The organism is Spirulina sp. CCY15215 (assembly GCF_016888125.1).
In the GTDB taxonomy this organism is placed as follows: Bacteria; Cyanobacteriota; Cyanobacteriia; order Cyanobacteriales; family Spirulinaceae; genus CCY15215.
This window is the reverse complement of sequence record NZ_JACSWA010000583.1, coordinates 14711-39031: the sequence shown is the minus strand read 5'-3', so window position 1 is coordinate 39031 and position 24321 is coordinate 14711. Positions and strand designations below refer to the sequence as shown.

Annotated in this window: 21 protein-coding genes; 13 read left to right on the top strand and 8 right to left on the bottom strand. The window is 45.2% G+C overall.

What is annotated here, in order from left to right; genetic code table 11:
• Positions 1 to 100: 100 nt before the first annotated feature.
• Positions 101 to 568 (bottom strand): hypothetical protein, encoded by a 468-nt coding sequence (locus tag JUI58_RS21665; protein WP_204105918.1) that lies wholly within the window; start codon positions 566 to 568, stop codon positions 101 to 103.
• Between the two features lie 109 nt (positions 569 to 677).
• The gene (locus JUI58_RS21660) at positions 678 to 1328 is read right to left on the bottom strand and encodes a GNAT family N-acetyltransferase (protein WP_204105917.1); all 651 of its coding nucleotides are present in this window, start codon (positions 1326 to 1328) and stop codon (positions 678 to 680) included.
• A gap of 10 nt (positions 1329 to 1338) precedes the next feature.
• Between JUI58_RS21660 and JUI58_RS21655 the strand changes: the two genes are divergently transcribed.
• From JUI58_RS21655 to JUI58_RS21615, 9 genes are all read left to right on the top strand, one after another.
• On the top strand, positions 1339 to 1533 hold the full coding sequence (locus JUI58_RS21655; protein ID WP_204105916.1) for a hypothetical protein: 195 nt from the start codon (positions 1339 to 1341) through the stop codon (positions 1531 to 1533).
• 204 nt (positions 1534 to 1737) lie between these two features.
• A complete protein-coding gene (locus JUI58_RS21650) occupies positions 1738 to 5307 on the top strand; it encodes a response regulator (RefSeq protein WP_204105915.1) in 3570 nt (1189 codons plus the stop codon).
• 27 nt (positions 5308 to 5334) lie between these two features.
• The gene (locus tag JUI58_RS21645; protein ID WP_204105914.1) at positions 5335 to 6327 is read left to right on the top strand and encodes an Rpn family recombination-promoting nuclease/putative transposase; all 993 of its coding nucleotides are present in this window, start codon (positions 5335 to 5337) and stop codon (positions 6325 to 6327) included.
• A gap of 242 nt (positions 6328 to 6569) precedes the next feature.
• Positions 6570 to 7763, top strand: a complete 1194-nt coding sequence (locus JUI58_RS21640; protein ID WP_204105913.1) for a BMP family ABC transporter substrate-binding protein — start codon at positions 6570 to 6572, stop codon at positions 7761 to 7763.
• A 3-nt stretch (positions 7764 to 7766) separates the two neighbouring features.
• Positions 7767 to 8837 carry an ABC transporter permease gene (locus JUI58_RS21635; RefSeq protein ID WP_239121634.1) on the top strand — a complete coding sequence of 357 codons (1071 nt, stop codon included), beginning with the start codon at positions 7767 to 7769 and terminating at the stop codon, positions 8835 to 8837.
• A 28-nt stretch (positions 8838 to 8865) separates the two neighbouring features.
• Positions 8866 to 9804, top strand: coding sequence for an ABC transporter permease (locus JUI58_RS21630; protein ID WP_348539950.1), 939 nt, complete (start codon positions 8866 to 8868; stop codon positions 9802 to 9804).
• A 22-nt stretch (positions 9805 to 9826) separates the two neighbouring features.
• Positions 9827 to 10522 carry an isochorismatase family cysteine hydrolase gene (locus tag JUI58_RS21625; protein ID WP_204105911.1) on the top strand — a complete coding sequence of 232 codons (696 nt, stop codon included), beginning with the start codon at positions 9827 to 9829 and terminating at the stop codon, positions 10520 to 10522.
• A 31-nt stretch (positions 10523 to 10553) separates the two neighbouring features.
• Complete coding sequence (locus JUI58_RS21620) at positions 10554 to 12089, top strand: ABC transporter ATP-binding protein (RefSeq protein ID WP_204105910.1); 1536 nt, start codon at positions 10554 to 10556, stop codon at positions 12087 to 12089.
• Positions 12090 to 12125: 36 nt separating this feature from the next.
• On the top strand, positions 12126 to 12797 hold the full coding sequence (locus JUI58_RS21615) for an isochorismatase family cysteine hydrolase (RefSeq protein ID WP_204105909.1): 672 nt from the start codon (positions 12126 to 12128) through the stop codon (positions 12795 to 12797).
• A gap of 11 nt (positions 12798 to 12808) precedes the next feature.
• On the opposite strand, the gene JUI58_RS21610 is transcribed toward JUI58_RS21615, so the two are convergent.
• The gene (locus JUI58_RS21610; RefSeq protein ID WP_204105908.1) at positions 12809 to 15409 is read right to left on the bottom strand and encodes a filamentous hemagglutinin N-terminal domain-containing protein; all 2601 of its coding nucleotides are present in this window, start codon (positions 15407 to 15409) and stop codon (positions 12809 to 12811) included.
• 293 nt (positions 15410 to 15702) lie between these two features.
• Between JUI58_RS21610 and JUI58_RS27910 the strand changes: the two genes are divergently transcribed.
• The 3 genes from JUI58_RS27910 (at position 15703) to JUI58_RS21595 (ending at position 18135) form a co-directional block, all read left to right on the top strand.
• The gene (locus JUI58_RS27910) at positions 15703 to 15903 is read left to right on the top strand and encodes a hypothetical protein (RefSeq protein ID WP_204105920.1); all 201 of its coding nucleotides are present in this window, start codon (positions 15703 to 15705) and stop codon (positions 15901 to 15903) included.
• Positions 15904 to 16076: 173 nt separating this feature from the next.
• Positions 16077 to 16955, top strand: a complete 879-nt coding sequence (locus JUI58_RS21600; protein WP_204105907.1) for an ABC transporter permease — start codon at positions 16077 to 16079, stop codon at positions 16953 to 16955.
• 325 nt (positions 16956 to 17280) lie between these two features.
• The gene (locus tag JUI58_RS21595) at positions 17281 to 18135 is read left to right on the top strand and encodes a hypothetical protein (protein ID WP_204105906.1); all 855 of its coding nucleotides are present in this window, start codon (positions 17281 to 17283) and stop codon (positions 18133 to 18135) included.
• Positions 18136 to 18323: 188 nt separating this feature from the next.
• Here the strand turns inward: JUI58_RS21595 and JUI58_RS21590 are convergent, their stop codons facing one another.
• From JUI58_RS21590 to JUI58_RS21570, 5 genes are all read right to left on the bottom strand, one after another.
• The gene (locus JUI58_RS21590; RefSeq protein WP_204105905.1) at positions 18324 to 19157 is read right to left on the bottom strand and encodes a Uma2 family endonuclease; all 834 of its coding nucleotides are present in this window, start codon (positions 19155 to 19157) and stop codon (positions 18324 to 18326) included.
• Positions 19138 to 19290, bottom strand: a complete 153-nt coding sequence (locus tag JUI58_RS21585) for a hypothetical protein (protein ID WP_204105904.1) — start codon at positions 19288 to 19290, stop codon at positions 19138 to 19140. Before JUI58_RS21585 ends, JUI58_RS21590 begins: the two co-directional genes overlap by 20 nt.
• A complete protein-coding gene (gene miaB / locus JUI58_RS21580) occupies positions 19271 to 20626 on the bottom strand; it encodes a tRNA (N6-isopentenyl adenosine(37)-C2)-methylthiotransferase MiaB (protein ID WP_204105903.1) in 1356 nt (451 codons plus the stop codon). Before miaB ends, JUI58_RS21585 begins: the two co-directional genes overlap by 20 nt.
• 55 nt (positions 20627 to 20681) lie before the next feature.
• A complete protein-coding gene (locus JUI58_RS21575; protein ID WP_204105902.1) occupies positions 20682 to 23021 on the bottom strand; it encodes a protein phosphatase 2C domain-containing protein in 2340 nt (779 codons plus the stop codon).
• 181 nt (positions 23022 to 23202) lie between these two features.
• Positions 23203 to 23442, bottom strand: coding sequence for a hypothetical protein (locus JUI58_RS21570; protein ID WP_204105901.1), 240 nt, complete (start codon positions 23440 to 23442; stop codon positions 23203 to 23205).
• Positions 23443 to 23653: 211 nt separating this feature from the next.
• Here JUI58_RS21570 and JUI58_RS21565 point away from each other — a divergent pair, with 211 nt between their 5' ends.
• On the top strand, positions 23654 to 24190 hold the full coding sequence (locus JUI58_RS21565) for a 3'-5' exonuclease (protein ID WP_204105900.1): 537 nt from the start codon (positions 23654 to 23656) through the stop codon (positions 24188 to 24190).
• The last annotated feature ends 131 nt before the right edge of the window (positions 24191 to 24321 follow it).

The following is a 24321-nucleotide window of genomic DNA, read 5'->3' as shown; positions in this document are numbered from 1 at the left end:
AACTATCAACTATCAACTATCAACTATCAACTATCAACTATCAACTATCAACTATCAACTATCAACTATCAACTATCAACTATCAACTATCAACTACCAATCACCATTCTCCGGTTTTGCGAACTTCAATCACAGTTTCAGGAAGAACACCAACCAAACGGGCGATCGCGTCATCGGGAATTTCAGTAACGGTCTCGGGATCGAACCAATTTTCAAATTGATTGAGGATGAGTTTGACACGATTATGAGGATCTGTATTCGTTGTTGTATTATTAAAAAGTTTGATCCACTGTCGTCGCATTAAAATAGCCCGTTGGCGCTCGCGCTCGTCTTCAGGAGAAGCAAGCAACCAATTACCAACAGGGATTAAGTGAGTCACGTCGGGATCGATAATCCCACCAACCAGAGCGCCGGGACCTGCAAACTCAGCATAATGCTGCTTGTAAATAATCAGGCCATTCCGGCGACGACTACTGACAATCAAAAAATTTCGTTTTTTAAGCTCGCTAAGAATGTCATCAAGACCGCTCTCACGATCGGGAGAAGTATTGAAGGAATAGGAAACCATAAAAATAGATCGAACAAAAATTGTTTTTCTGTCTTAATCTCTCTTGCTTTTTAAACAAGCTATCTTAAACCAGATAATTTTAAACCAGATAATTTTAAACCAGATGATTTTAAACCAAAGTTTTGCGTAATAATAAACGATTGGGTCGAGGCACAATCCAATGATTGGGATAGCTTTCAATGCGATCGATATTATAACCGAGATTGAGATAGAGTTGTTTTGCTCCTTCGTTATCGTCTAAAACATGGAGATAAATATCCTGATAACCCCATTTAAGGGCAAGAGGTTCGCAACTTAACAATAATCTTCGCGCAATACCTTGTCGTCGATAGCTTTGGCTCACAGCCAAATTAGAGAGATAAAGATAATCACTAAATTCTCCGACTTTTCCGCCAGACTCCTTCGCTTTTGTTGTCTGGTAATTCGATCGCACCGTCATTTCAACAACCCCGGCTGTATCCTGTTTTTGTGCCGAGGGTATATCAATCATCGCGATCGCCGTTAGACAACTATAATGGGGTGCAGCCGACTTTAATCGAGTGCGTAAATCTTCAGAGATGCCCAAGCGTAAAAGAGGGTGAATCCAAAACATTAATCCTCGATGAGAGTAAAAACTATCCACTAAAATTTCGGACAAATCTCTTATATCCCCAAGGTTCGCCATCCGAATTTCCAAAGAAATGACGATATTGGGAGATTGAGAAAGAGGCGCACTTTTCTGCTTTCGTACTGAGGGAGAAGAGTCTGATAGGGAAACCAAAACGATCTCGATGACACATACAAAGAAAAATCTGGAGAGAGAGAAACGAAACCTCGAATCAAAGGTTAATTTCTGGCTCAATCCCAATTTTACCTGCAAATCCGCCAAAAAACAGAATGGGAACTTTGATGCTGAATTGGCAACAATCTCTGGGAAAAATAGTATTGTTAAGAAAGTCATGCGCGTTAACTGTGCGGCAAAATAACCCTCGCACAGAAATCAGGGTGTGGGTGCGACCCATCATTAGACCGTTCGCAATATCTTTAGTGGAGGAATTCGATAGTAATACTTGAAAATTGGTCAAAAAATTTGGTTAAAGAAAATCGGCGATTCTCCAATCATTTCTTGGACGCGATCGCTAAAGTCCATGCAATACGCCCCATAATGGGCAACGCTAGGAGAGCGGTGAATGAAATCCCAAGCAAGACTTAAAAAACCGAAAATTCTGGTCGTTGATGACGAGCCAGACAATTTGGATCTGCTCTACCGGACCTTTCATCGCGATTATAGAGTTCTCAAAGCAGAAAGCGGTCCAAAGGGTTTGGAGGTTTTGGCGCAAACTCCTGATATTGCTGTCATTATTTCCGATCAGCGAATGCCGATCATGAGTGGAACGGAATTTCTCAGCCTTGCTGCGGTTCAATATCCCGATATTATTCGCATTATCCTCACGGGTTATACCGATGTTGAAGATTTAGTCGAAGCCATTAATAGTGGCAAAGTCTTTAAATACGTGACCAAACCTTGGGAAGCGGAGCTTCTCAAAGATATTGTGCGCCAAGCCCTCGATACCCATAATGTTCTCAAAATTCGCACTGACGAACTCAGTCGTTCTCTCAAACGCGAAACCCTGCTCAATACGGTTACAAATACGATTCGCAATGCTCAATACGGTCGCATGGGGGAATCTCCCCTCAAAGATGTTTTGCAAACCATCGTCGATACTGTCGGTCATATGTTGGGTGTAGACCTGTGTATTTTGCGAACTTTTGATGAGGATGATGCGATCGAGGGTTCTTTTGCCTATGAAAAGAAATCTAATCCCACAGACAGCGAAATTCTTTCAGGGATTGATAATGCAGCCCTCGATCTGACGATCTGGGAAACACAAGAAGTGCAAATTATCAATGACACTGAAACTTGTGAGTTTCTGCAAGGAGATAGCCCAGAAATTCTTCAGCGTTTTAAAGCCTTTCAAATGGCTGATATTCGTTCGACATTAATTATTCCGCTTATTAGTCAGGGAAGTTTAACGGCGGTCATGGCTCTCCATCGCTGTCGGGAATTGCATTTTTGGGAAGATGATGAAATTCAATTGGCGGTAATGGTTGCCGATCAAGCTGCTTTAGCCATTTCTCAAGCTCGTTCTTACGAGCGGGTTCAGTCTTTGGCCAAGCGAGAGGCATTGGTAAATACGATCGCCTCGGGTATTCGTTCTTCCCTGGATCCTCAAGAAATTTTCATGGCTGTCACTCAACAATTGGGAAGCACCCTGGAGGTGGATGGCTGTGCGCTGTCCCTCTGGACGGAAGAGGATGAATTTGTCAAATGCGTGGGTTTATACGATCGCGCTTCGGCCTGGGTTGAAACGGAAGCAGATCCAGCGTTATCAGTCATGGGACAAGAGGCCAAAGGCAACGGGAAACGGGCAATAGAGAGCGATCGTTCACAACTCTCTCGTTCTGTTTTACCTCAGTCTGTGGTTCTGATTTCGGGGAATCCCGTTTTGCAAGAGTTGTTAAAAACGCGAGAACCCGTGGTGGTGATGGATATGGAGGACGAGAACGTTGAGGAGATTAAAGGGGTCGATTTGCCCTTGCGATCGCCCGCTCGTGCTTTATTAGTGGTGCCTTTACTGGTGGATGAGCAGATTATCGGCAGCATTACCCTCCGACAAAGCAGCAAACCCCGTCGCTGGTCCCATGCTGATATCGAACTGGCTCAAGCGGTGGCTTCTCAAGCGGCGATCGCGGTACAACAGTCCAGGCTTTTCCAGCAAACCCGCCAGCAAGCGGAACGCCTGATGGAGTCGGATCGGCAAAAAACTGAGTTTTTCCAAAATATTTCCCACGAATTTCGCACCCCGTTAACCTTGATGATCGGTCCCTTGGAATCGGCGATCGATCGCCATGAAGATTTACCTTTCGATCGCGCTCAAATTGCCCTGCGAAACTCCCGCCGACTCCTGCGCTTGGTCAATCAACTCCTCGATCTACAGCGTTTGGATGCGGGACGAATGCAGCCCAGTTTTCGCCCCTGCAATTTGGCGGAATTTTCCGAGCAAATTGTCGATACTTTTCGCCCCTATTGTCAGCGCAAGGGCTTGAATTTGGAAACCCAACTCGAGGCAACTAAGACGATTTATCTTGATGGGGACAAATTTGATAAAGTCCTCTACAATCTTCTCTCTAATGCGATGAAATTTACCGACGTGGGAGGAAAAATCACGATAACTCTCAAGTCCTTAGAGGGGCGCGTTTGCTTACAAGTACGGGATACGGGTATTGGCATTTCTCCTTCTCAAATTGCTTATTTATTCGAGCGCTTCCGACAGGCAGAGGGATCGGTGAATCGTTCTTATGAAGGAACGGGTTTGGGTTTAGCGCTGGTTAAGGAAATTGTCGAATTACATGGGGGAGAGGTTTCGGTGAGTTCGGTGAAGCTGGGAGAAGAACGAGAAGGAGAAATAGCGGGGACGACTTTTACAGTTTTACTTTATGAAGGGACGAGTCATTTAACTTCCGATTTGGTTATCGATCTGCCTTTGGAAATGCAGGCGGCGCGATCGGCGGTGGAGTTGGCGGATTTGGAGGCGGAGTTGCTCGAGGCAGAAGAAACGCGAGAAATTGAAGCGATCGCCCCTCTCAATATCCCTGAATATACTAATAATCCTAATTTAGATTTTCAACCCAGCGATCGCCTGGTTTTAGTGGTAGATGACAACCCAGATTTACGCAGCTACGTTTCCTCGGTTTTGCGATCGGCAGGTTATCGTGTTTGTACGGCACGCAATGGCGCGGAAGGCTATCGCATGACGGAAGAAAAGCGCCCTCAGTTGATTGTCAGTGATGTCATGATGCCCAAGGTCTCGGGGTTGGATTTGGTGAAGATGGTACGAAATAATGAGGAATTACGAGGTACGCCGATTATTCTCCTCACCGCCAAAGCCGATGAAGGCAGTCGCCTCCAAGGAACGGAACAAGGCGCAGATGCCTATTTAGCGAAACCCTTTAACGATCGCGAATTACTCGCCAGCACCCGCAATTTACTCTCATTAAAGGCCAATGAGGAGCGAGTTAAGAACTTAAACACTTATCTGACAGAAGCCGTCTTACAGCGCTTTTTACCCCCGGAAATGGTTCAGAAAGCGGCACGAGGGGAAATGACGTTAGGATTGGAGCCAGAACCGCGTTTGGTGACGATTTTATTTAGCGATATCGTCGGTTTTACACAGTTGTCAAATCAATTACAATCCCAGGGAATTGCGCGAGTTTTAAATGAATATCTTCAAGTGATGACAGAGGTAGTTTTTGAGTATGGCGGCACGGTGGATAAGTTTATGGGGGATGCGATTATTGCGCTTTTTGGAGCCCCCCAAGACTTTTCCCCGGAAGAACAGGTGCGGCGATCGATCGAGACTGCTAAGAAGATGTATCGGGTCTTAGATGACTTAAACGATCGCTGGAGGAAACAGGGTATTATTGGGGTTAATAATGTCCCCCCGGTGCAGTTTCGCTGCGGTATTCATCAAGGTAAAGCTGTGGTGGGAATGTTTGGCAGCCAACACCGTTCCGACTATACTGCGATCGGGCCTTCGGTAAATATTGCCTCTCGCCTTCAAGAAGCCGCAACACCGAGTAAAATTTTAGTATCGGCAACCGTTGCCGATTATTTATCACCAGAAGAAAAGGAGAAATTTAAGTTTCTCAAATTAAAAGGAATTGAACATGATGTGTTAACTTATTTTATCAATACTTAGTACTTTGTTAATTTATTATTTTGGATTATGAGATTTATTAGCCCTAAAACCGACTTTGCTTTTAAAAAAATCTTTGGCTCAGATGGAAATAAAGATATTCTCATCTCTTTTCTGAATTCTATGATTTATGGCGATCGTAATATCATCCAAGATTTAGAAATTATCGATCCCTATAATGCGGGAAATACTGTCGATCTCAAGGATAGTTATCTAGATGTCAAAGCAATACTAGCCGATGGCATTACCGTGATTATTGAAATGCAGGTTTGGAATGTGGAGGCTTTTGAAAAACGGGTAGTTTATAATTTGTGTAAAACTTATACCAATCAACTCAAGTCTGGTCAAGGCTATTCTTTTCTCAATCCTGTAATTGCCTTAACCATTACCGATTTTAAACTTTTTGCAGATACTCAGAAAGTCATTACTCGTTTTCATTTTAAAGAGGAAACTGAAAAAATTTCTTATCAGGAAAAAGAATTAAAACTGGTTTTTGTTGAACTACCAAAATTCAAGAAAAAGCTAGATGAATTAGAAACAATTGCCGATAAATGGATTTACTTTATCAAGGAAGCACCTAATTTGGAAATCGTTCCCGACAATATGAAAAAAATCCCCCAGATTGATAAAGCCTTAAATATTGCCAACCAAGCTAGTTTGACAGTAGAAGAACTAGACAAATTAGACAAACAGGAAATGTTCTTGCGAGATCGACAAGGAGAAATGATTTTTGCGAAAAGAGAAGGTCGAGAAGAAGGTCGAGAAGAAGGTCGAGAAGAGGGTTTAGAAGAAGGAAGGCTAGAAGGAAGGCTAGAAGGAAGGCTAGAAGGAAGGCTAGAAGGAAGGCTAGAAGGAGAAAGGAGTTTATTGTTACGGCAACTTCAGCGACGTTTTGGAGAATTAAATCTAGAAACTCTAAATTTAATTGAAAGTTTGAATTCTGAACAATTAGAATCTCTGGGGGATACAATCTGGGAATTTACCACTTCTGAAGATTTACTTAATTGGCTTCAAACACATTAATACTTTTTATTCTTGGATGAACTATTTCGTTAAACCTCGATTAAAGATTGAGTTTTAAATGTATCGATCTGCGATCGCGTAGCCTGAGAATCTCATTTTCGGGTGAATCTCGTCAATCCTATACCAAATTGGCAGTCCAGAATAAAATCAAGATTGTTATAGAAGTGACTTGCTACACATTTTTTTCTCCCCCTTCTTGTTAGTGTTGAATGCTGTTTGCTATCTCTGAGAGGAAAATTGGCATGAATCAAAGACCGTTTTTATCCCTATCGCGACGACAAGTCGTGCGAGGTTTACTAGCCTCCACAGCATTTGGTGTCGCTCGGTTAGCTGCTGGGTGTAGCTCATCAGGAGATACCGCAGATGATGCTGCAAAAGATGCTGCATCTACAGGAGGTGATGACCTCGTTGTTGGCTTTATCTACGTCGGACCCAAGGATGATTACGGTTATAACCAGAGTCATGCGATCGGTGCGGCAGCAATGGCGAAAATTCCAGGCATTAAAATAGTCGAGGAAGCGAATGTTCCCGAAACCAACGCCGTGCAGGAAACCATGCGGAGTATGATTGAACTCGATGGTGCAAAAATTCTCTTTCCCACCTCCTTTGGCTACTTCGATCCCCACATTTTGCAACTAGCGGAGGAGTTTCCCGAAGTGCAGTTTTTCCACTGTGGTAGCGTCTATGATGAAAAGGTTCACCCCTCCAACGTGGGCAGTTATTTTGGCTACATTGACGAAGCGCAATATATTGCGGGGATTGTCGCCGGTGAAACCACCAAAACTGATAAGCTAGGCTTTATTGCTGCGAAACCGATTCCTCAAGTTCTTCGCAATATTAACAGTTTTACCCTAGGCGCTCGCTCAGTTAACCCGAAAGCGACCGTGCAGGTTATTTTTACAGGTGATTGGTCCCTCCCGGTGAAAGAATCCGAAGCGACAAATAGTATGGCAGATCAAAGCATTGATGTTGTCACCTGTCATGTAGATAGTCCCAAAGTGATTATGGAAACCGCAGAGAAACGCGGTATTTACTGTTCCGGTTATCACACCGATCAAGCACCCTTAGCCCCCAAAGGTTATCTCACGGGAGCCGAGTGGGATTGGTCGAGCGTTTATACTCAATATGCTAAAGACCTTCTCGGGGGCAAAACCTTGATGGATGGGGGTATTCCTCATTTACTGCGAGGAGGATTCTCCGATCGCTTCTGTACCCTCTCGGCCTATGGTCCTGCGGTCAGCGAGAAAGTTCAGGCCGATGCCAACGCAGTCAAAGAGAAGCTCATAGCGAATGAGATGGCGATCTATCAAGGGGAAATCAAAGACAACACGGGGAAAGTGCAAATTCCCTCCGATAAGAAATACGACCAAAAGGCGATCGAATTAGAGCAAATGGACTGGCTGGTGGATGGCGTAGATGGCAAGGTTGCGGGGTAAGTCATGATGCAAATGCAATCCTGGCGCAAGACGCTAGAATTTATCTGTATTCCCCTTGGGGCAATTCTTGCAGCCTTGTTCGCCTTTGGTATCTTTTGTGCTTTTGCTGGGGGCAATCCTTTTGGGGTTTATTATTCGATTTATCGGGCAGCTTTTGGCAGTTGGAGCGCCTTTCAAAATACCCTGATTCGCGCTTCTCCCCTGATGTTGAGCGCCCTTTGTACAATTCTGCCCGCACGACTGGGACTGGTGATTATTGGCAACGAAGGGGCGATCGTCTTGGGGGGTCTCGGAGCCGTTGCAGTGGGATTAGCCATTCAAGGGGGTGCGCCCATTATCGTACAACTGGGCATGGCTTTGGGAGGAATGGCCGTCGGCGGTCTTTGGATCGCGCTGGTGGGCATTTTGCGCCATTACCGAGCGGTGAATGAGACGATTAGTAGTTTGTTAATGAATTACATTGCGATCGCCTTACTCAATCAATTGGTAGAAGGTCCCATGCGCGATCCCAGTTCCCTCAATAAGCCCTCTTCCTACCCGATCGCCGATGTAAATATGCTGGGAAATCTACCAGGGATGCGCGTTCATTACGGCTTGCTCTTCGGGATCATTGCCTGCATACTGGCCTATATTTTAATCCAGCGTACAACTTTTGGCTTTGCTGCAAGGATGGCTGGGGGTAACTTACGTGCCGCGAAAATTGCCGGACTTCCCGTGGGAAAACTCACTATTGCCATTTGTTTTCTGGGCGGTGCTTGTGCGGGACTTGCAGGGATGGTAGAAGTGGCAGCAGTTCACGGTCGCGCCAATATATCTCTCAACTCTAATTATGGCTATGGTGGGGTTCTCGTTGCCTTTGTAGCCCGTCAAAATCCCCTCGCTGCCATTCTCGTCTCGATTATGTTAGGGGGGATTCTGGCCAGTGCTGGGATTTTACAGAGGAGTCATGGCTTACCCGATGCCACGGCCTTAGTCTTTCAGGGATTGGTTTTTCTGTCGATTCTCTATAGTGACTCTCTCTATGGTCGCTTTGATTTTTTCAAAGAGCGGGCGATCGCAACTTCGGAAGTTTAGCAGGAAATTAAATGATGAGGAGTATCGAATCATGGCTGAAGCCCTAGGCTGGTTGGGAGTTCCCCTCGGCATTATCGCCGGAACCTTGCGAGGTAGCGCCCCCTTTCTCTTTGTGAGTTTGGGGGAATGTTTAACAGAAAAAAGTGGCAAAATTAACCTCGGCCTCGAAGGAACGTTACTTATGGGAGCCATGAGCGCTTATGGGATTTCCTATTTAACAGGCTCGCCTTGGCTCGGGGTTTTATCGGCTGGGGTTGCGGGGTTGCTCTTTGGTTTCATCCACGGCTTTCTCTCCCAACAGCCTCGGGTTAACGATGTCGCCGTAGGCATTGCTATGATTATCTTTGGCAGTGGTTTAGCGTTTTTCTTAGGTAAACCCTTTATCCAGCCTTCTGCACCTCAACTCCCCACCTTAGATTTAGGGGCATGGAGTCAGAGTCCCCCCGTGCAAGCAGCCTTACAGATTAGCCCCTTATTTCTCATTGGGGTGGCGATCGCCCCAGTCATGCAGTGGTTTTTCCGCTCCACCCGTTGGGGTTTACTCATCCGTGCCGTGGGAGATAGCCCCGATGCTGCCCGTGCGATGGGGGTTTCCATTTATAAAGTTCGACTTTTGAGCATTATGGCGGGTAGCTTTCTGTCCGGAATTGGCGGTGCATCTTTATCTCTCTATTATCCTGGCAGTTGGAGTGAGCGCATTTCTAGCGGTCAGGGGCTAATGGCGGTAGCACTGGTGATTTTTGCCAAATGGAGACCGATGCAATGCTTGTATGCCTCCCTTTTATTCGGGGGAGCCCAGGCGATCGGTCCCGCGTTACAGTCTGTGGGCATAGATTCCTACTATTACCTCTTTAATGCCTCACCTTATATCTTAACCTTGCTAATCATGATTATCACTTGTTCCCCTAAACGCACCTTAACGGGAGTTCCAGGCGCTTTAGGACGGACAAATGAATCGCGATTATAGTAAAACTTGGAGAACTTATATTATGGAACAATTTGTCACCGCCGACCCCTATCCCTATCCTTACAATGGGGATTTGCAACCCGAAAATACTGTACTGCTGATTATCGATATGCAGACCGACTTTTGCGGTATCGGAGGCTATGTCGATCGCATGGGTTACGATCTTTCCCTAACCCGCGCACCAATTGAGCCGATCGGCAAGGTACTCTCGATGGCACGATCTAAGGGCTTTCACGTCATGCACACCCGCGAAGGGCATCGGCCAGATTTAGCAGACCTACCCGCCAACAAGCAATGGCGATCGCGGCAAATTGGAGCGGGAATTGGCGATCCGGGTCCCTGCGGTCGCATTTTGGTACGAGGGGAACCAGGCTGGGAGATTATTCCCGAATTGGCACCTATTTCAGGGGAAGCCATCATTGATAAACCAGGGAAAGGCTCTTTTTACGCCACAGATTTAGATTTGTTGCTGAAAACCAAGGGCATCGAAAACATTATCCTCACGGGCATTACTACCGATGTTTGCGTCCATACCACCATGCGGGATGCCAACGATCGCGGCTATGAATGCCTGATGCTTTCCGATTGTACTGCGGCAACGGACTATAATAACCACCTCGCAGCACTACAAATGATTAAAATGCAGGGGGGGGTTTTTGGCAGCGTCGCCACCTCCACCGCCTTGCTAGAAGTCATAGCCACATTTCCCGATTTATAGACCCTCGATCCCTTGCTTTGGAGTAACCCCGATGTCATCCTCTTCCGTTATCGAGAAACCTTTACCCCCAGACCTAGAAGCGATTAATCTGAGCAAGCACTTTGGCACTTTGGTCGCCCTAGATAAAGTCTCTTTGCATCTCAAACCAGGCAGTTTCCATGCCCTTCTCGGGGAAAATGGCGCGGGGAAAAGTACCCTCGTCAAATGCGTCATGGGCTTCTATCAGCCCACCTCGGGGGATGTGTGCGTAGGGAAACAATCTCGCGGCATCAAAAATCCGGCGGCGGCGCATCAACTGGGTATTGGTATGGTTTATCAGCATTTTACCTCGGTTCCAGCCATGACCGTAGCGGAAAATTTGGTTTTATCTCGCTTTGAAGGTTCCCCTTTGATTAATTGGCAGCAGGAGAGGGAGCAACTCGGTGCTTTTATGGATACAGCGCCGTTTCACCTGCCTTTAGAGCGACCTGTGGGGGAATTGGCCGCAGGAGAGAAGCAAAAACTGGAAATCCTCAAGCAACTCTATCTAAAAAGCCGTATTTTAATTTTGGATGAACCCACCTCGGTATTAACTCCCGATGAAGCGGACGAGGTGTTGGGACTTTTGCGAGAGGAAGTCACAAAAGGGAAACTGAGCGTACTGATGATTTCCCATAAGTTTCGAGAGGTGACGGCTTTCGCTGATGAAGTTACGGTTTTACGCAAGGGTAAACTGGCAGGACAAGGACTGGTCAAGGAATTGACCATTGCTGATATGGGAGCAATGATGTTGGGGGAGGCGCGAGAGGTGAAAAGCGTTGCCAAAACCACTTTGGAGAATCCTGCTCCGGTTTTAGAGTTACGAGAATTGGGGGCGGATAAGGATAATGGGTTGCCTGCCCTGGAGCGGATTAATCTGACGGTGAATAAGGGGGAAATTGTCGGTATTGCGGGGGTTTCGGGGAATGGTCAAAAGGAATTGGTGGAGGTGTTGTGCGGGCAGCGATCGCCTACTACCGGACAAGTTTGCGTCAATGGTCAACCCTATCAGCCGACGCGCAAGGAAATGACGAAGCATCAGGTTTATGTCCTGCCGGAGGAACCTTTACAAAATGCCTGCGTTCCTCACATGAGTGTTGCAGAAAATTTGGCTTTGCGAACCTTCGATCGCCCTCCCCAGTCTAAACGAGGATTCTTATTTCTCAATGTGATTCGGCAAATGGCTCGAGCCTTGATTGAAACCTTTTCTATTCGCACTCCTTCGGCACAAACGCCAGTGGGCAATCTTTCGGGGGGAAATGTACAACGGACGGTGCTGGCGCGGGAATTGTCTTCTGAGACGATTCAGCTATTAATTGTCTCAAATCCTTGTTTTGGTCTAGATTTTTCGGCGGTAGAATACATTCACAGCCAAATTTTAGCGGCTCGCAATCGCGGTGTGGCGATTCTTTTGGTCAGTGAAGACCTTGATGAACTCTTGATTCTAGCCGATCGCCTTTTGGTGATGAGTGAAGGAAAATTGGTCTATGAGAGCGCGATCGCCGACGCGGATATCGCTACTATTGGTCATCGCATGGCAGGTCATTGAATAGAAAAATATTTTATCCACTACGATTATTTCATAATGCCAACTATTCCTGCTCAACCCTACGATTACCCGTTACCGGAAAATAACCAAGGTCTGGCTTTGGTGATTATTGATATGCAACGGGATTTTCTCGAACCTGGTGGCTTTGGGGACTCACTGGGCAATGATGTGATGCTTTTGCAAGCCATTGTACCGACAATTGGGCAATTACTGGCGGTCTTTCGGCGTTTGGGGCTACCAGTGATTCATACTCAAGAAGGACATCAGCCAGACCTATCAGACTGTCCTCCGTCTAAGCGCGATCGCGGTCAAGGATCCCTCACAATCGGCGATCGCGGTCCGATGGGACGAATCTTAGTTTTAGGGGAAGCGGGAAATCAAATTATCCCCGATCTATCTCCTTTACCGGATGAAATCGTGATTCCTAAACCGGGAAAAGGGGCATTTTATAACACGCCGTTGGAATCCATCTTAAAGGAAAAAGGCGTTACTCATCTGATTATCACTGGAGTCACTACGGAAGTTTGCGTGCAAACTACCATGCGAGAAGCCAACGATCGCGGCTATGAATGTCTGTTAGTGGAAGATGGGACGGAAAGTTATTTCCCTGAGTTTAAACGCGCTACCTTAGAAATGGTTCGGGCGCAAGGGGGAATTGTAGGTTGGACGGCTTCCTCTGGCGCTATTTTAGCAGCTTTGCAGTCCTAATCTTTGCTAATTTATTCGACGGTTAGAAGCGATCGCGCCTCTTCTTGTTCTACTATGTTACAACTCTCATTATCTGCCGTTTTGCTATTAATTGTACCGCAACCCGTATCGCGTTCTAAAGATTGCCCGGCGGCGATCGCCTCCGTGTTTAAACCTGTAGTTAAAGTTGAAGCAGTGCTTATTGCATTTGTTGCAGCAATTCCTGTGTCCAGTTGAGGAATACTAGCACTAAAATCACCATCTCCCAGCAAAACTACCACAGTTGGAGGAATACCCGCCGCAGTAATAGCAATAAGTCCTTCTGTTCCACTTCCCGTTGTTCCGAGAGTTTGATTAACTGTAAAAGTTGTATCTTTCAGTAAATTAATAGAAATTAAAGTTGAACCGCTTCCTGCTTCGATAGGGTTGGGATCGCCGGCAAAAGTCAAGATAATTTTTCCATAGACGATATTATTTACAGTAGTTTGATCGATATTTCCTTGTGTCGCAAAACTAACATTAGCAGGGGTAGCAAGAAGACTGGTTGGTGTTGTCACTAAGACTCCAAGATCGGAAGCATCTGTAGCACCAGATGTTTTAAAAGAATCGACATCTAACAATTCTCCAGCAAAAGGATTAATAGCGCGGAAACGGGCAGCAGTGATGTTAATTGTACTATCTCCTGTCTTTAAGTCCCGACCCGATCGCACCCAACCATTGAGAGTAATTAAACCATTGTTAGCAGTTAAGTTAACTTGTCCAGGTGCGCCTCCAGTGAAAACACCACTTTGTATCTCATTAACAGTAGTGTTTGAGCCAATGGTAATATTGCCATTGGTGCTAGTTATGCTGACAAAACCATCTGCATTAATATTTTGGACTTGAATATTATTAGCTGCTTGTAAGGTGACATTTCCACCCCCTCCCCCAAAAAAAATATTACCATTAACATTAATGCTCCCACTCGTACTGGTGAGATTAATATTTCCCATAGCAAACCCTGTAATCTCTTGAACGGAAATATTTCCTCCTGCACTCATACTTAAAGTATTTCCAGTAGAAAACTCTAAATTTTCCTGAATTGTAATATCATTACCGGCCTGCAAAGTCAAATTTTGATTTAAGAGATTAACTCCAGTTAGAGCAACTCCAGACTGAAATGTTATATTTCTCTGAGCTTGCAAGATAACGTTTCCTGTTAAGCCCCGAAGAAACGAATCATCAATTACAAAGTCAGTAGCCCCTCCACCATCTGCAAATAAAATTTGGTTACCAACCAGTTCAGTATTATCGTCAGCAACAGCATCGTTAGGTTCAATAATAATATCTCTGGGATCGAATAAAATTGTACCGTTTTGTCCTTGAGATGCACTAACATTAATATCACCATTGAAGGCAAGATTTTCTTTTCCAGAAATTTCTACAAACCCACCATTGCCGAAAATTCTGCCACCTTTAGCACTCACTTCACCGTAAAATCGAGTTGTTTTATCTGCCCATGCGATCGCCATCCCTCCATCACCTTCTAAAAGAGCATCGGCTAAAATCTGAGCCTCAAAACCAATGTAAGTATAGTCAGCATTATAAACATTTCCTGTTCCTTGAAAATCCCCCCCAATTCGCACTTCTCCGCCACCAAAATCTCCCGAAGCATCCAACAAAGCATCATCAACTACAGCCACGCGATCGCCCAAAATATAGATATTTCCCCCCACTTCTGACGATACATCTAGAGTTCCTTTGGCGATCGCCGTTCCCGCTAAAATAGGAATCACTGTTCCTGCTAAAGTTTGCACATTTTGCCCCGCTACTGCTAAATTCGTTTCTATCTCTGGGGAAGTTCCCGTTAGTAACTCCGGCAGATCGAGAGCATCAAAAGCGATAAGATTTCCGTTAACATCCCGAGGCGCTTCGATTTCTAAACTTAACAGAGTCCCAAGACGAGAAATGCGGACTAAACTCGTTCCTGGGATGGCGGCGATCGCAATATTTCCTCCCGGTGCAGTTAACGTTCCCGTATTAACAACCATCCCTCCCAATAGAGTTAAATTTTGTCCTTCTCCAACGGCTAATTTCCCCGCATTAACAATAGAACCAGGTTGGGCAAGATCGAAAGCAAATTGATTCGGATCTCCCTGCAAATCTGCATAATTATTACTTCCTATCGCCTCAAACCAATTGCCATTAAAGCCAATTCCTGTTGCAGTTGTCGCGAAAAAATCTCCCCCTACATTTAAACTTGCCCCTTGTCCAAAAACAATACCCGCCGGGTTCATTAAATACAAGTTAGAGTTTCCCCCCGTCACTTGAATTAACCCATTAATAATAGACGGATCGCCTCCCGTGACTCTTCCAAGAATGTTGCTAATTTGCGGACTTGAAAGGAAATTAGCGATTTCATTGGCATTTAGACAAAATTGGTCAAAACTATGAAAAAGATTGCTTCCATCCCCCGAAAAACTCCCCCCACTGATATCATAGCGATCGCCATTGTGGGTAATTTGGGTTCCCGTGCCATCTGCTGCGGGGGTGATGGCGATCGCTTTTCCTGAAATGACTGATAAGAGTGCGATCGCCATCACCGGAGACAAATATCTTGAAAAATATCTCGAAATTAGTTGACAAGCGTTCATGGGCATATCTTGAAAATATCATTGCCAAATGATTGAACCCGATGGGAGAGAATCGGGCGATCGGCGATCGCTATCCTCGTTATATTATCTCTAACACTTGCACCCTTTGCCCATTGTACCGATTTTTTTCTGGTCTGGAGAATAAGCGATCGCCCTCAAAGCCAAAGAAATTGTTAATTTTATTTAACAAAACAAATTTTGTATCCAATTTTACAGAATTATCCGATATAGTAAAAAGTAAGCAAAAAACAGTAATTGTTTTACAAAATCGGCAATCCGGAGGTTTTAAAATTATGGATACCAAAAATCAGGCTCGCGCTTTAATGATGCGTCATACTCAACTGATCCGCAATCGTCAAGAGTCTATGTTAGGACGCACGGCTGCTGAAATCGGTCTGGACATTGACACGGGGGAATACTCTAACAGAATTCAAGGTAAGCCAAGTTCAGCCTCCCGAGTATCCTACGATCGCAGCAACGCCACAATGAGCTAAACCTACAAATTGGATAATATATCCTAATTTATCTAGAGATCGTCGGTGTGGATTTGGTCGAATAGCTGCATTCCTTTGTCCCAGTTAACAATGTTGACTGGGGCGCTTTTATGGGCAGAAAGAAAGATGAATGATAAACTAAACCCTACACTTCCTACCTTAGCCCCAATCCCATGACCGCATCCTCAAAAACTCAACCTCGATGGTTGCAATTTCTGACTTATCCTTCCTTATCTCGTCAGTTAATGCTCGTTGGGTTAGTGATTACTGCTTTCTTTATCATTATTGCGATTTTTACCCCAGTATTTCAAGCATGGGGATGGTTGCAAGACCCTAACGCATCATTAATTAACCCCATTCACGAACCTCCCAGTGGCCAACATTGGTTTGGAACGAGTCGGGAAGGATATGATGTTTTTTCCAGGACTTTATTCGGCTCTCGAGCAGCACTGCAAGTGGTAGTTTTAGCAACCTCTCTTTCCTTAATCGTGGGTGTTCCCTTGGGATTAATTAGCGGCTATTGGGGGGGAAAAATGGATCGCGCTTTATTGTTTTTGATGGATACGATTTATACCTTACCGGGATTACTTCTTTCCGTTACCTTAGCATTTGTAGTGGGAAGAGGAGTCGGGAATGCCGCGATCGCCCTCAGTATTTCCTATATCCCGCAATATTATCGGGTGGTGAGGAATCACACCACCAGTGTTAAAACAGAACTCTTTATCGAAGCGGCTCGGGCAATGGGAGCAACCCCGACAAGGGTATTATCCCGTTATTTATTCCTGAATGTGATCCAGAGCGTTCCCGTTCTCTTTACCCTCAATGCCGCCGATGCTATTTTAATTTTAGGAGGTTTGGGATTTTTGGGGCTGGGATTGCCTTTAGATACCCCTGAATGGGGTCACGATCTCAAATTAGCATTAGATTCCTTACCCACGGGAATTTGGTGGACGGCGTTATTTCCCGGTTTAGCCATGACATTCATGGTGACAGGACTTTCCCTCATGGGAGAAGGATTGAGTGAAGTTTTTAATCCAGAGATGGAAAGGTAATTGAGAATTGAGAATTGAGAATTGAAAAGATTTCTACAAAACTATACGGATATCCCCTGAAAGCTCCTGCATTGAGTACAATAAGCAGACTGACATCCAGCGAGAGAACTTCTCTATCATCCAGTTTGAACCCCGATGCGGGAGAAAACTGGGAAGGATTCCTATCAGTCAGTCTGTGCTAACGTTTGCCCGTCAGGGTAAAATACTTATTCCCAGCAAGGATTGAATCATGCCTCTTTCCCAAGGAGTTCGGAATCATATTTTAGCGAATCCGTCTGCCGGAGCGCACCTGCTACCCCATCGCCCATCATCATTGTCATCTACTGTGTCTAATTTGCCGCCCTGTGCCGACAACAGCACTGAAATGAACAACAACACTCAACCCCCTTCCGTCGAAGCTCCCGTCAAAACGCCAGATGTTGCTTCTACCCGCAGTCCCCGCAAACAACCGATCCCACCCCCGAGCGAACCGAGACAATATCGCGCGATCGGTTTAGTTCGGGGTTGGTATAAGCCCATTGACGAACAATTGACCCGAGGTATTCTTTTGGGGGAAGACGGTACAGAAATTGATGCCGTTTTGCTTGGACGCACTATCAGCTTGATCAAAAATCATCTGAATTTAGAAGAATCTCATCTTTGGGTGGTTTATCCTCGCACCCGCCAAAATGATGATGCGCTTCATGTCCAAATTACGGGGGTTTGGGAGCCAGAATTGCTACATTCCGATGGCTGGGAAACCGATGAGGATAAAGCTGGTCAAGACAAGGCTGACTCAGAAAATAGCCGCGATGCGATCGATAGTTTTACTCCTTTAGAAGATGGTTATTTTTCAGTTCGAGGGGAAGCGATTTTTTATTCCCAAGAGGAGGAAAGCATTATCGTTAAAATCAATCAAATCCCTCGTAAGGACTCGGAAAAGAAACAGTATTTTAAGTTACATCTTAAGGGAATGTTGGCGGGGGGACGGGTACTAGGGCATTTTTGGGATATTCATGTCCTGCGTCAAGGCACAAATTTGACAATTCGGGAAGCCCACGATCTCGGGGAAATTTTCAAAAAGAGGAAAAAACCTTTTACTAAGGGTAAACCTTTCCAAAAGTTTCCAGGTAAGCCCAGAAATGAAGTACCCAGAAGGGTAAATTCGGATATTCCTAAACCAATTAAAAAATCTGATTAATTTAGGAACATAGCAAGAAACGGAAAAAAAAATGGGCAAAATCTGCCCATTTTTTTTTTGTTTAACTCCAATAGTCGGGAGGGGCTAGTGGTCTGTCCTACTTAAAATGACGAGTATAGCCCGATCCGCCAGGGATTGAAAATCCCTTTCACTTGCATCCATGCAACTGCGCGATCGCCACACCATCATCAAACATCTGGATCGAGTCCTGCTGCTTTCAAAAGTTCTGCAAGTCGTGCTGCTTTTTGTCGTTCTCTTTCTAACTCCGACTCAGCGCGATCGGCGCGATCGCGTTCCGTATTAGCGCGATCGCGTTCTCGTTCCACGTGCAACCGTTCTAATTCTGTCTGTTCCCAACCCGTTAATAACAGATTACCATCACGATCCCACCACCTGAGCCAGAGTTGATTTTGATTTTGATAGTTTCCTTGCCAAAGTCCTAATTCTACCCCTAATGGCGCAATGGGATAATGTCCGCGATCGTTGGGTTCGAGTTGTTCATAAAAACCACTCACAAGAGTATAAAACTCTAATTTTCCTGTCTTAATTTCATAAATACCGTAGTAGGGAATGCGAATAATTTGCTCGTATACCCAAAATTTTCCCGGTCTGATGGAGTCTTCAGGATTGAGGCTGCGCGGGGTTCTGTCCCGTTCTTCTTCCCCACTCCCACTGGCAAATTCTAAAGCAACGGTAGGGGCGACCAGTTCTCGCCAAATCACGTAAGAGCGTCGAATCTGACCCTCTAACATTGGGGGAACATTAGGGACATAAAACCAGTCCGGAGCCTCTGCGCCTTGTTCTGGAGGTTCGGTTTCTTGCCAGTAAATGCCGCAATCTTGACCGATCGCGTACTGTCCGTTAGGATGCAATTCTGCTAAAACTGGGGTTAAAGAGTCAGTGAGAATAATACTTTGAGGATGTTCTTGAAAATTTTTCACAAAAGTTCCGTCCGATTCGGGAAGTTGAGTATGATCGGGAAAAGGAGGGGGAAGTTCGATTTTAGAGGCGGTTTCGCTCATGATGAATGAGAAAATAGGGTGAATGGGAAAATGCCAATCTATTTATATAATACACTCGTTCCGCGATCGCCAAACACCATTGTTCCACAATAAGGGCAATATTTTGTGCTATCTCAAACCAATACGGGAACATCCACAAGTTCCCCAGTTAAACTAAATGCCCGAATTTCTGTGATTTTTACGCGCACGATCGCACCTTTCAACTCCTCAATATTCCCCTCAAAAAACGTCAAACGATTGCCTCGGGTGCGTCCCATCACTTGAGAAGGGTGTTTGAGGTTGCGATCTTCCACTAAAACTTCCTCAATGCGTCCAGTATAGCGTTGAGTTCTTTCTACTGCTTTCACTTCCACCAAACGATTTAACCGTTGCAGGCGATCGCGCTTCTGGTCTTCTGATATCTGATTCTCCCATAAAGCAGCAGGAGTACCGGGACGAGGAGAATAAGCTGCCGTATTTAACTGGTCGAAACCAATATCCTCCACTAATTTCAATGTATTTTCAAACTGTTCTTCCGTCTCTCCAGGAAATCCCACGATCGCATCGGCACTAATGGACGCATCCGGCATATAGTCCCGAATTTTAGCAATGATGCGGCGATACTTTTCGTGAGTATATCCCCGTGCCATCGCCTTCAGCAAGGCATTATCCCCTGATTGAAAGGGAATGTGAAAATGTTCGCACACCTTCGGCAACTCGTAACAAGCGCGAATCAAACGTTCGGTAAAATAGCGGGGGTGACTGGTAGCAAAACGAAGGCGATCGATCCCCGGTACGTCGTGGACGAAATAGAGCAAATCCGTAAGAGTATGCTTATTTCGACCTTCTGGGGTGCTTCCTGGTAAATCGCGTCCGTAAGCGTCGATATTCTGCCCTAACAGCGTGATTTCCTTATACCCTTGTCGTCCTAACTCTTCCATCTCTGTACGGATCGCCTCGGGGGTGCGAGACTGTTCCACCCCGCGCACATTGGGGACGACGCAATAGGTGCAACGCTCATTGCAACCATAGATGACATTTACCCAAGCTGTAACATTACTATCTCTGCGGGGTTTCGTGATATCTTCGACAATATGGATCGCTTCGGTAGCAACCACTTGATTGCCTGCAAAAACTTGCTCCAATAAATCCCCCAAACGGTTTGCGTGTTGCGGTCCCATCACTAAATCTAATTCTGGCACCCGTCGCAGCAGTTGTTCCCCTTCCTGTTGTGCCACGCACCCAGCTACAATTAGGGTTAAATCTGGCTGTTCGTGTTTGCGTTTTGCTTGTTTGCCTAAATAAGAATAAACCTTCTGTTCTGCATTATCCCGAATCGTGCAAGTATTGTAGAGAATCACATCAGCACCGTTGGGATCTTCGCACCATTGTAGCCCCATATCCTCGAAAACTCCGGCCATGCGTTCGGAGTCGGCTTTGTTCATCTGACAGCCAAAGGTTGTAATGTGGTACTTGCGGGATGCGGTCATGGTTTTTGAGTGTTTTAGAAAAACTTTTTCAGTGTAGCATTTTTGCATATTTTTTTCAACGACAAGGGCGGGGTAAATCTGAAGAATTAACGGATTTCCCTGCTAATTCTGGAGCAATATCAACTCGCAGCCATCCGGTTTGCATTGCTATTTTTTCTGTTTCTTGGGGTTTCTCTGATGCCTCGGGAGGCGAGGGAAGTTGAACTGCGCGATCGCCACTGTTAGCGCGATCGCCTTTAGGTAGACAAACTTGCATTTTTAACCAAATTTCTCCCTCTTCGCCTTCTTTTTTACTGATAATTTTGAGAACTGTATCGGGTAAAACTTGTACAAAATCTAGGGTTGTTTCTGTCGAATTTATGGGAGAAGTTGACAGGGCGATCGCCTCTTCCACTATAACCCCATCTCCAATATTTAATTGCTGCCAATTGAGACTATTCGCCACAGGAGAAGGTATTACTTCAGTTGAATTTGGTGTTGAATTTGGTGTTGAATTTGGTGTTGAATTTGGTGTTGAATTTGGTGTTGAATTTGGTGTTGAATTTGGTGTTACTGTCGTATTGCCTAACAGTCGATTGGTTTGATAGCGCACTTCAGGAAATAAGGAATAAGATAAAAAACCTAAACCCCCTAATAATACTGAAAAAACCAAGATCGACCAGAGAAGAAGATTGGGAGAGTTTTTCTGCTTCTGTTCTTCTGCTTTAATGGTACTCTGATCGGGAACAACTGGGGAGAGATTATTCTGAATTTTTTCCTTACGGAGAGGAAAATTAATAATATTTCCGCCTTTGGTCGCACTAGGAGTAATTTGACAATGAATGAGAGCAACGGTAACATTATCGTGACCATTTTTTTCATTGGCAAGGTCAATTAGGCGATCGCAAACCGTCGCGATATCTTTGTCTCCGGTTAAAATCGGCGCAATTTCCGATCGCCAATATTGTTCGACGCGATCATAGTCACTTAAACCATCAGAACAGAGCAGAAATAAACAGTCCTCATCCAGAACAATGCGATCGAGGGTAGGATATAAACGAGAAGAAGCATTCATCCCCAATGCCTGAATCAAAGCGCCGCCACTGGGAAAAGTGAGCGAATCTCGATACAAAGCATAGCCTAAACGAACTTCTCGCGAGGCAATATCATCATCTACTGTGATTTGATGGCAACTCTTGCGAGTGAGCCAATAAATGCGAGAGTCTCCCACGTGAGTTAAAAACATTTGCTGGTTGAGTGCTGCAGCCATTACCACCGTTGTCCCCATGCGGCGTTTATCTTGACGGCGCTCCTTATTGTTGCGATCGCCGATGGTATCGTTGGCATTGAGAACAGTATTTTCGAGAAATTGCGCGATCGCACTTGGTTTCAGTGGCTTATCGCGAACACTAAAAAGAGAACTTGATTTTTTGTGAATCTCTTCTATTGCTAGATGAGAAGCAATTTCACCACCATCATGTCCGCCAATTCCATCACAGACAATTGCGAGAGGCCACTCTCCCTTCGCCGAGTCTAATCCTTGCCCATCGGGGGGGTAACAGTCATCCTCATTATGCGATCGCGCCTTTCCCGTATCCGTGCGGGCGACAATTTGATAGCGACATTGGCGAGATTTTCCACATTGGGTGATCGCATAATCAAGAAGGGTGAGAAGGCGGGAAGATTCGGTAATTTCTTGGGCAATGGTGCGATCGCATAATTCTTGCAGAAACTTGCGAATGAGGGGAGATGCGTCTGTTACCCAAGATAGCCATAATTGTGCCAATTGAGGCAAGGTGACGGGTTCTAAATCTTGTCGTAGTTCTAACAGTTTGAGTACAGAATCCCGGGTTCTCAAGAGGGAAGGGGACAGTAAACTGGATGCAACGCCTTCTTCTTGTAGAGGTTGCCATAACTTAGCCATTTGCCACAACCAGTTTAACTGACGCAGAGCAGTAGACTGTCGCCAGAGGTCTTGTAAAGGGGTTAAAACCTGCCCGTTTTCGCATTGCTGGCGATCGAGAGGGGTTCCGTATTCTAACAACCAGGTTGCAGGTGAAGCAGTATCTTCCGGGAGAAGTCGTCCGTAAATTTGGGGAATGTGGAGACGTTGAGAAAATAACCTTAAATACGGCAAAATTTCCTTGGGAGGTTCTTCAGGAAAATCGGGGAGAAGGGCGGGTTTTGTGTCGAGGACAATGCGCGGTTGCAGGAGATGGTAGCGATCGCCGATGAGTTCTCCCAATTTATCGCTTTCGGGTTCCGCGCCGATCGTCCATAAATAGTGCCGAATGAGAGGCGTATTACAGGCAGAGCAAAACTGATGGCGATCGGGATTGGCGGTTTGACAATCCGATTGAGAACAATGAAGAATAACCGCAGAATTGGCCATAATATTACGCACTAATTTTTTCAAACTGCATAACCATGTCTGCCGTTTCGCGCAACCTTCGTCAGCGCAAATCTCCTGACCCAGTATTTTCCCAGTTTGTTCGCTTCCTAGTCTATCTTACAGAATGAATCAAAGGACGCGCTCAGATTACATACCCATTTAAGTTTAATATCAGTGATTGTTCCTGGGATTGAAGGCGATCATCTTAGAGAGATTCTACTCTTTCTTGAGAATCTTCTAATGAGAACGAATGTTCGAGGCGGAGAACACTTGAGTCCCATTTTTTCCATATTACAGTAGCAAAAGGATGAGCCGCTAAACTGCACGCTTTCCAGCAACTTTGCACCGGAACATTCAATTTTTGGCAGGTTCCCCCACGTCTTCCTTCAGGGGTATAAAAACGACAGTGGCGACAAGCTGAAATCAAAGGTTTTGTTAAATTCATGAAACTCTATTGAAATATTAAAAAGGACGGTCGCGCTCTATGTTGCTATCATCCTCCTTTTCCCTTGAAAGTGAAACGATCGCGGGTTTGCTTTTTTGTGCGATCGCGCAGCTATTGAGGTGACAGAAATAACAGAATTTTGGCGATCGCGCTTCCTGTTTTTTGTATTACGGTATAATACGAAATATTCTCAATCTCCCAGACCTGCAAAATGGTTAAACTCGATCGCCTTCTAGTCATTGATATTGAAGCAACTTGCTGGAAAAAAGTTCCTCCCCCCGAGCAAGAAAACGAAATTATTGAAATTGGTATAGCACCCATTGATTTAACAACGCGGACAATTGAAGACAAAGTGAGTATTTTAGTCAAGCCGCAATGCTCTACGGTGAGCGAGTTTTGTACGGAATTAACAACTCTCACTCAAGAGCAAATTGATACAGGAATATCTTTCGCCGATGCTTGTTTACATTTGCGAAAAAAATACTTATCTGAGAAGAGAGTTTGGGCGAGTTATGGGGACTACGATCGCCGGATGTTTGCCAAACAGTGTCAGGCACGAGGACTGCACTATCCTTTTGGGGTGCGTCATTTGAATGTTAAAACATTGTTCGCGATCGCGAAGAGTTTGCCCAGAGAAGTTGGCATGGCACGGGCATTAGAAATGCTCGATCTCCCTTTAGAAGGAACTCACCATAGGGGTCACGATGATGCTTGGAATATAGCGAGAATTTTAATGAAGTTGCTTTAACCAGAAAAGGCTGAATTTCAGGAAAGGAAAAAAGAAAGATTAGCTTTTGAGCAATATCTTGCGTAAAGTCTCAAGATTTATTTAAGAACATAAACAGGTTTTAGTGTTCTAGCAAACAATGATTTCTGCCC

What these genes read in the sequence shown, in the direction of transcription:
- JUI58_RS21665 (WP_204105918.1), bottom strand. Translation starts at nt 568, where the DNA reads ATGGTTTCCTATTCCTTCAATACTTCTCCCGATCGTGAGAGCGGTCTT.
- JUI58_RS21655 (WP_204105916.1), top strand. Translation starts at nt 1,339, where the DNA reads ATGACACATACAAAGAAAAATCTGGAGAGAGAGAAACGAAACCTCGAA.
- JUI58_RS21650 (WP_204105915.1), top strand. Translation starts at nt 1,738, where the DNA reads ATGAAATCCCAAGCAAGACTTAAAAAACCGAAAATTCTGGTCGTTGAT.
- JUI58_RS21645 (WP_204105914.1), top strand. Translation starts at nt 5,335, where the DNA reads ATGAGATTTATTAGCCCTAAAACCGACTTTGCTTTTAAAAAAATCTTT.
- JUI58_RS21640 (WP_204105913.1), top strand. Translation starts at nt 6,570, where the DNA reads ATGAATCAAAGACCGTTTTTATCCCTATCGCGACGACAAGTCGTGCGA.
- JUI58_RS21635 (WP_239121634.1), top strand. Translation starts at nt 7,767, where the DNA reads ATGATGCAAATGCAATCCTGGCGCAAGACGCTAGAATTTATCTGTATT.
- JUI58_RS21625 (WP_204105911.1), top strand. Translation starts at nt 9,827, where the DNA reads ATGGAACAATTTGTCACCGCCGACCCCTATCCCTATCCTTACAATGGG.
- JUI58_RS21620 (WP_204105910.1), top strand. Translation starts at nt 10,554, where the DNA reads ATGTCATCCTCTTCCGTTATCGAGAAACCTTTACCCCCAGACCTAGAA.
- JUI58_RS21615 (WP_204105909.1), top strand. Translation starts at nt 12,126, where the DNA reads ATGCCAACTATTCCTGCTCAACCCTACGATTACCCGTTACCGGAAAAT.
- JUI58_RS21610 (WP_204105908.1), bottom strand. Translation starts at nt 15,409, where the DNA reads ATGAACGCTTGTCAACTAATTTCGAGATATTTTTCAAGATATTTGTCT.
- JUI58_RS27910 (WP_204105920.1), top strand. Translation starts at nt 15,703, where the DNA reads ATGGATACCAAAAATCAGGCTCGCGCTTTAATGATGCGTCATACTCAA.
- JUI58_RS21600 (WP_204105907.1), top strand. Translation starts at nt 16,077, where the DNA reads ATGACCGCATCCTCAAAAACTCAACCTCGATGGTTGCAATTTCTGACT.
- JUI58_RS21590 (WP_204105905.1), bottom strand. Translation starts at nt 19,157, where the DNA reads ATGAGCGAAACCGCCTCTAAAATCGAACTTCCCCCTCCTTTTCCCGAT.
- JUI58_RS21585 (WP_204105904.1), bottom strand. Translation starts at nt 19,290, where the DNA reads ATGTTCCCGTATTGGTTTGAGATAGCACAAAATATTGCCCTTATTGTG.
- miaB (WP_204105903.1), bottom strand. Translation starts at nt 20,626, where the DNA reads ATGACCGCATCCCGCAAGTACCACATTACAACCTTTGGCTGTCAGATG.
- JUI58_RS21570 (WP_204105901.1), bottom strand. Translation starts at nt 23,442, where the DNA reads ATGAATTTAACAAAACCTTTGATTTCAGCTTGTCGCCACTGTCGTTTT.
- JUI58_RS21565 (WP_204105900.1), top strand. Translation starts at nt 23,654, where the DNA reads ATGGTTAAACTCGATCGCCTTCTAGTCATTGATATTGAAGCAACTTGC.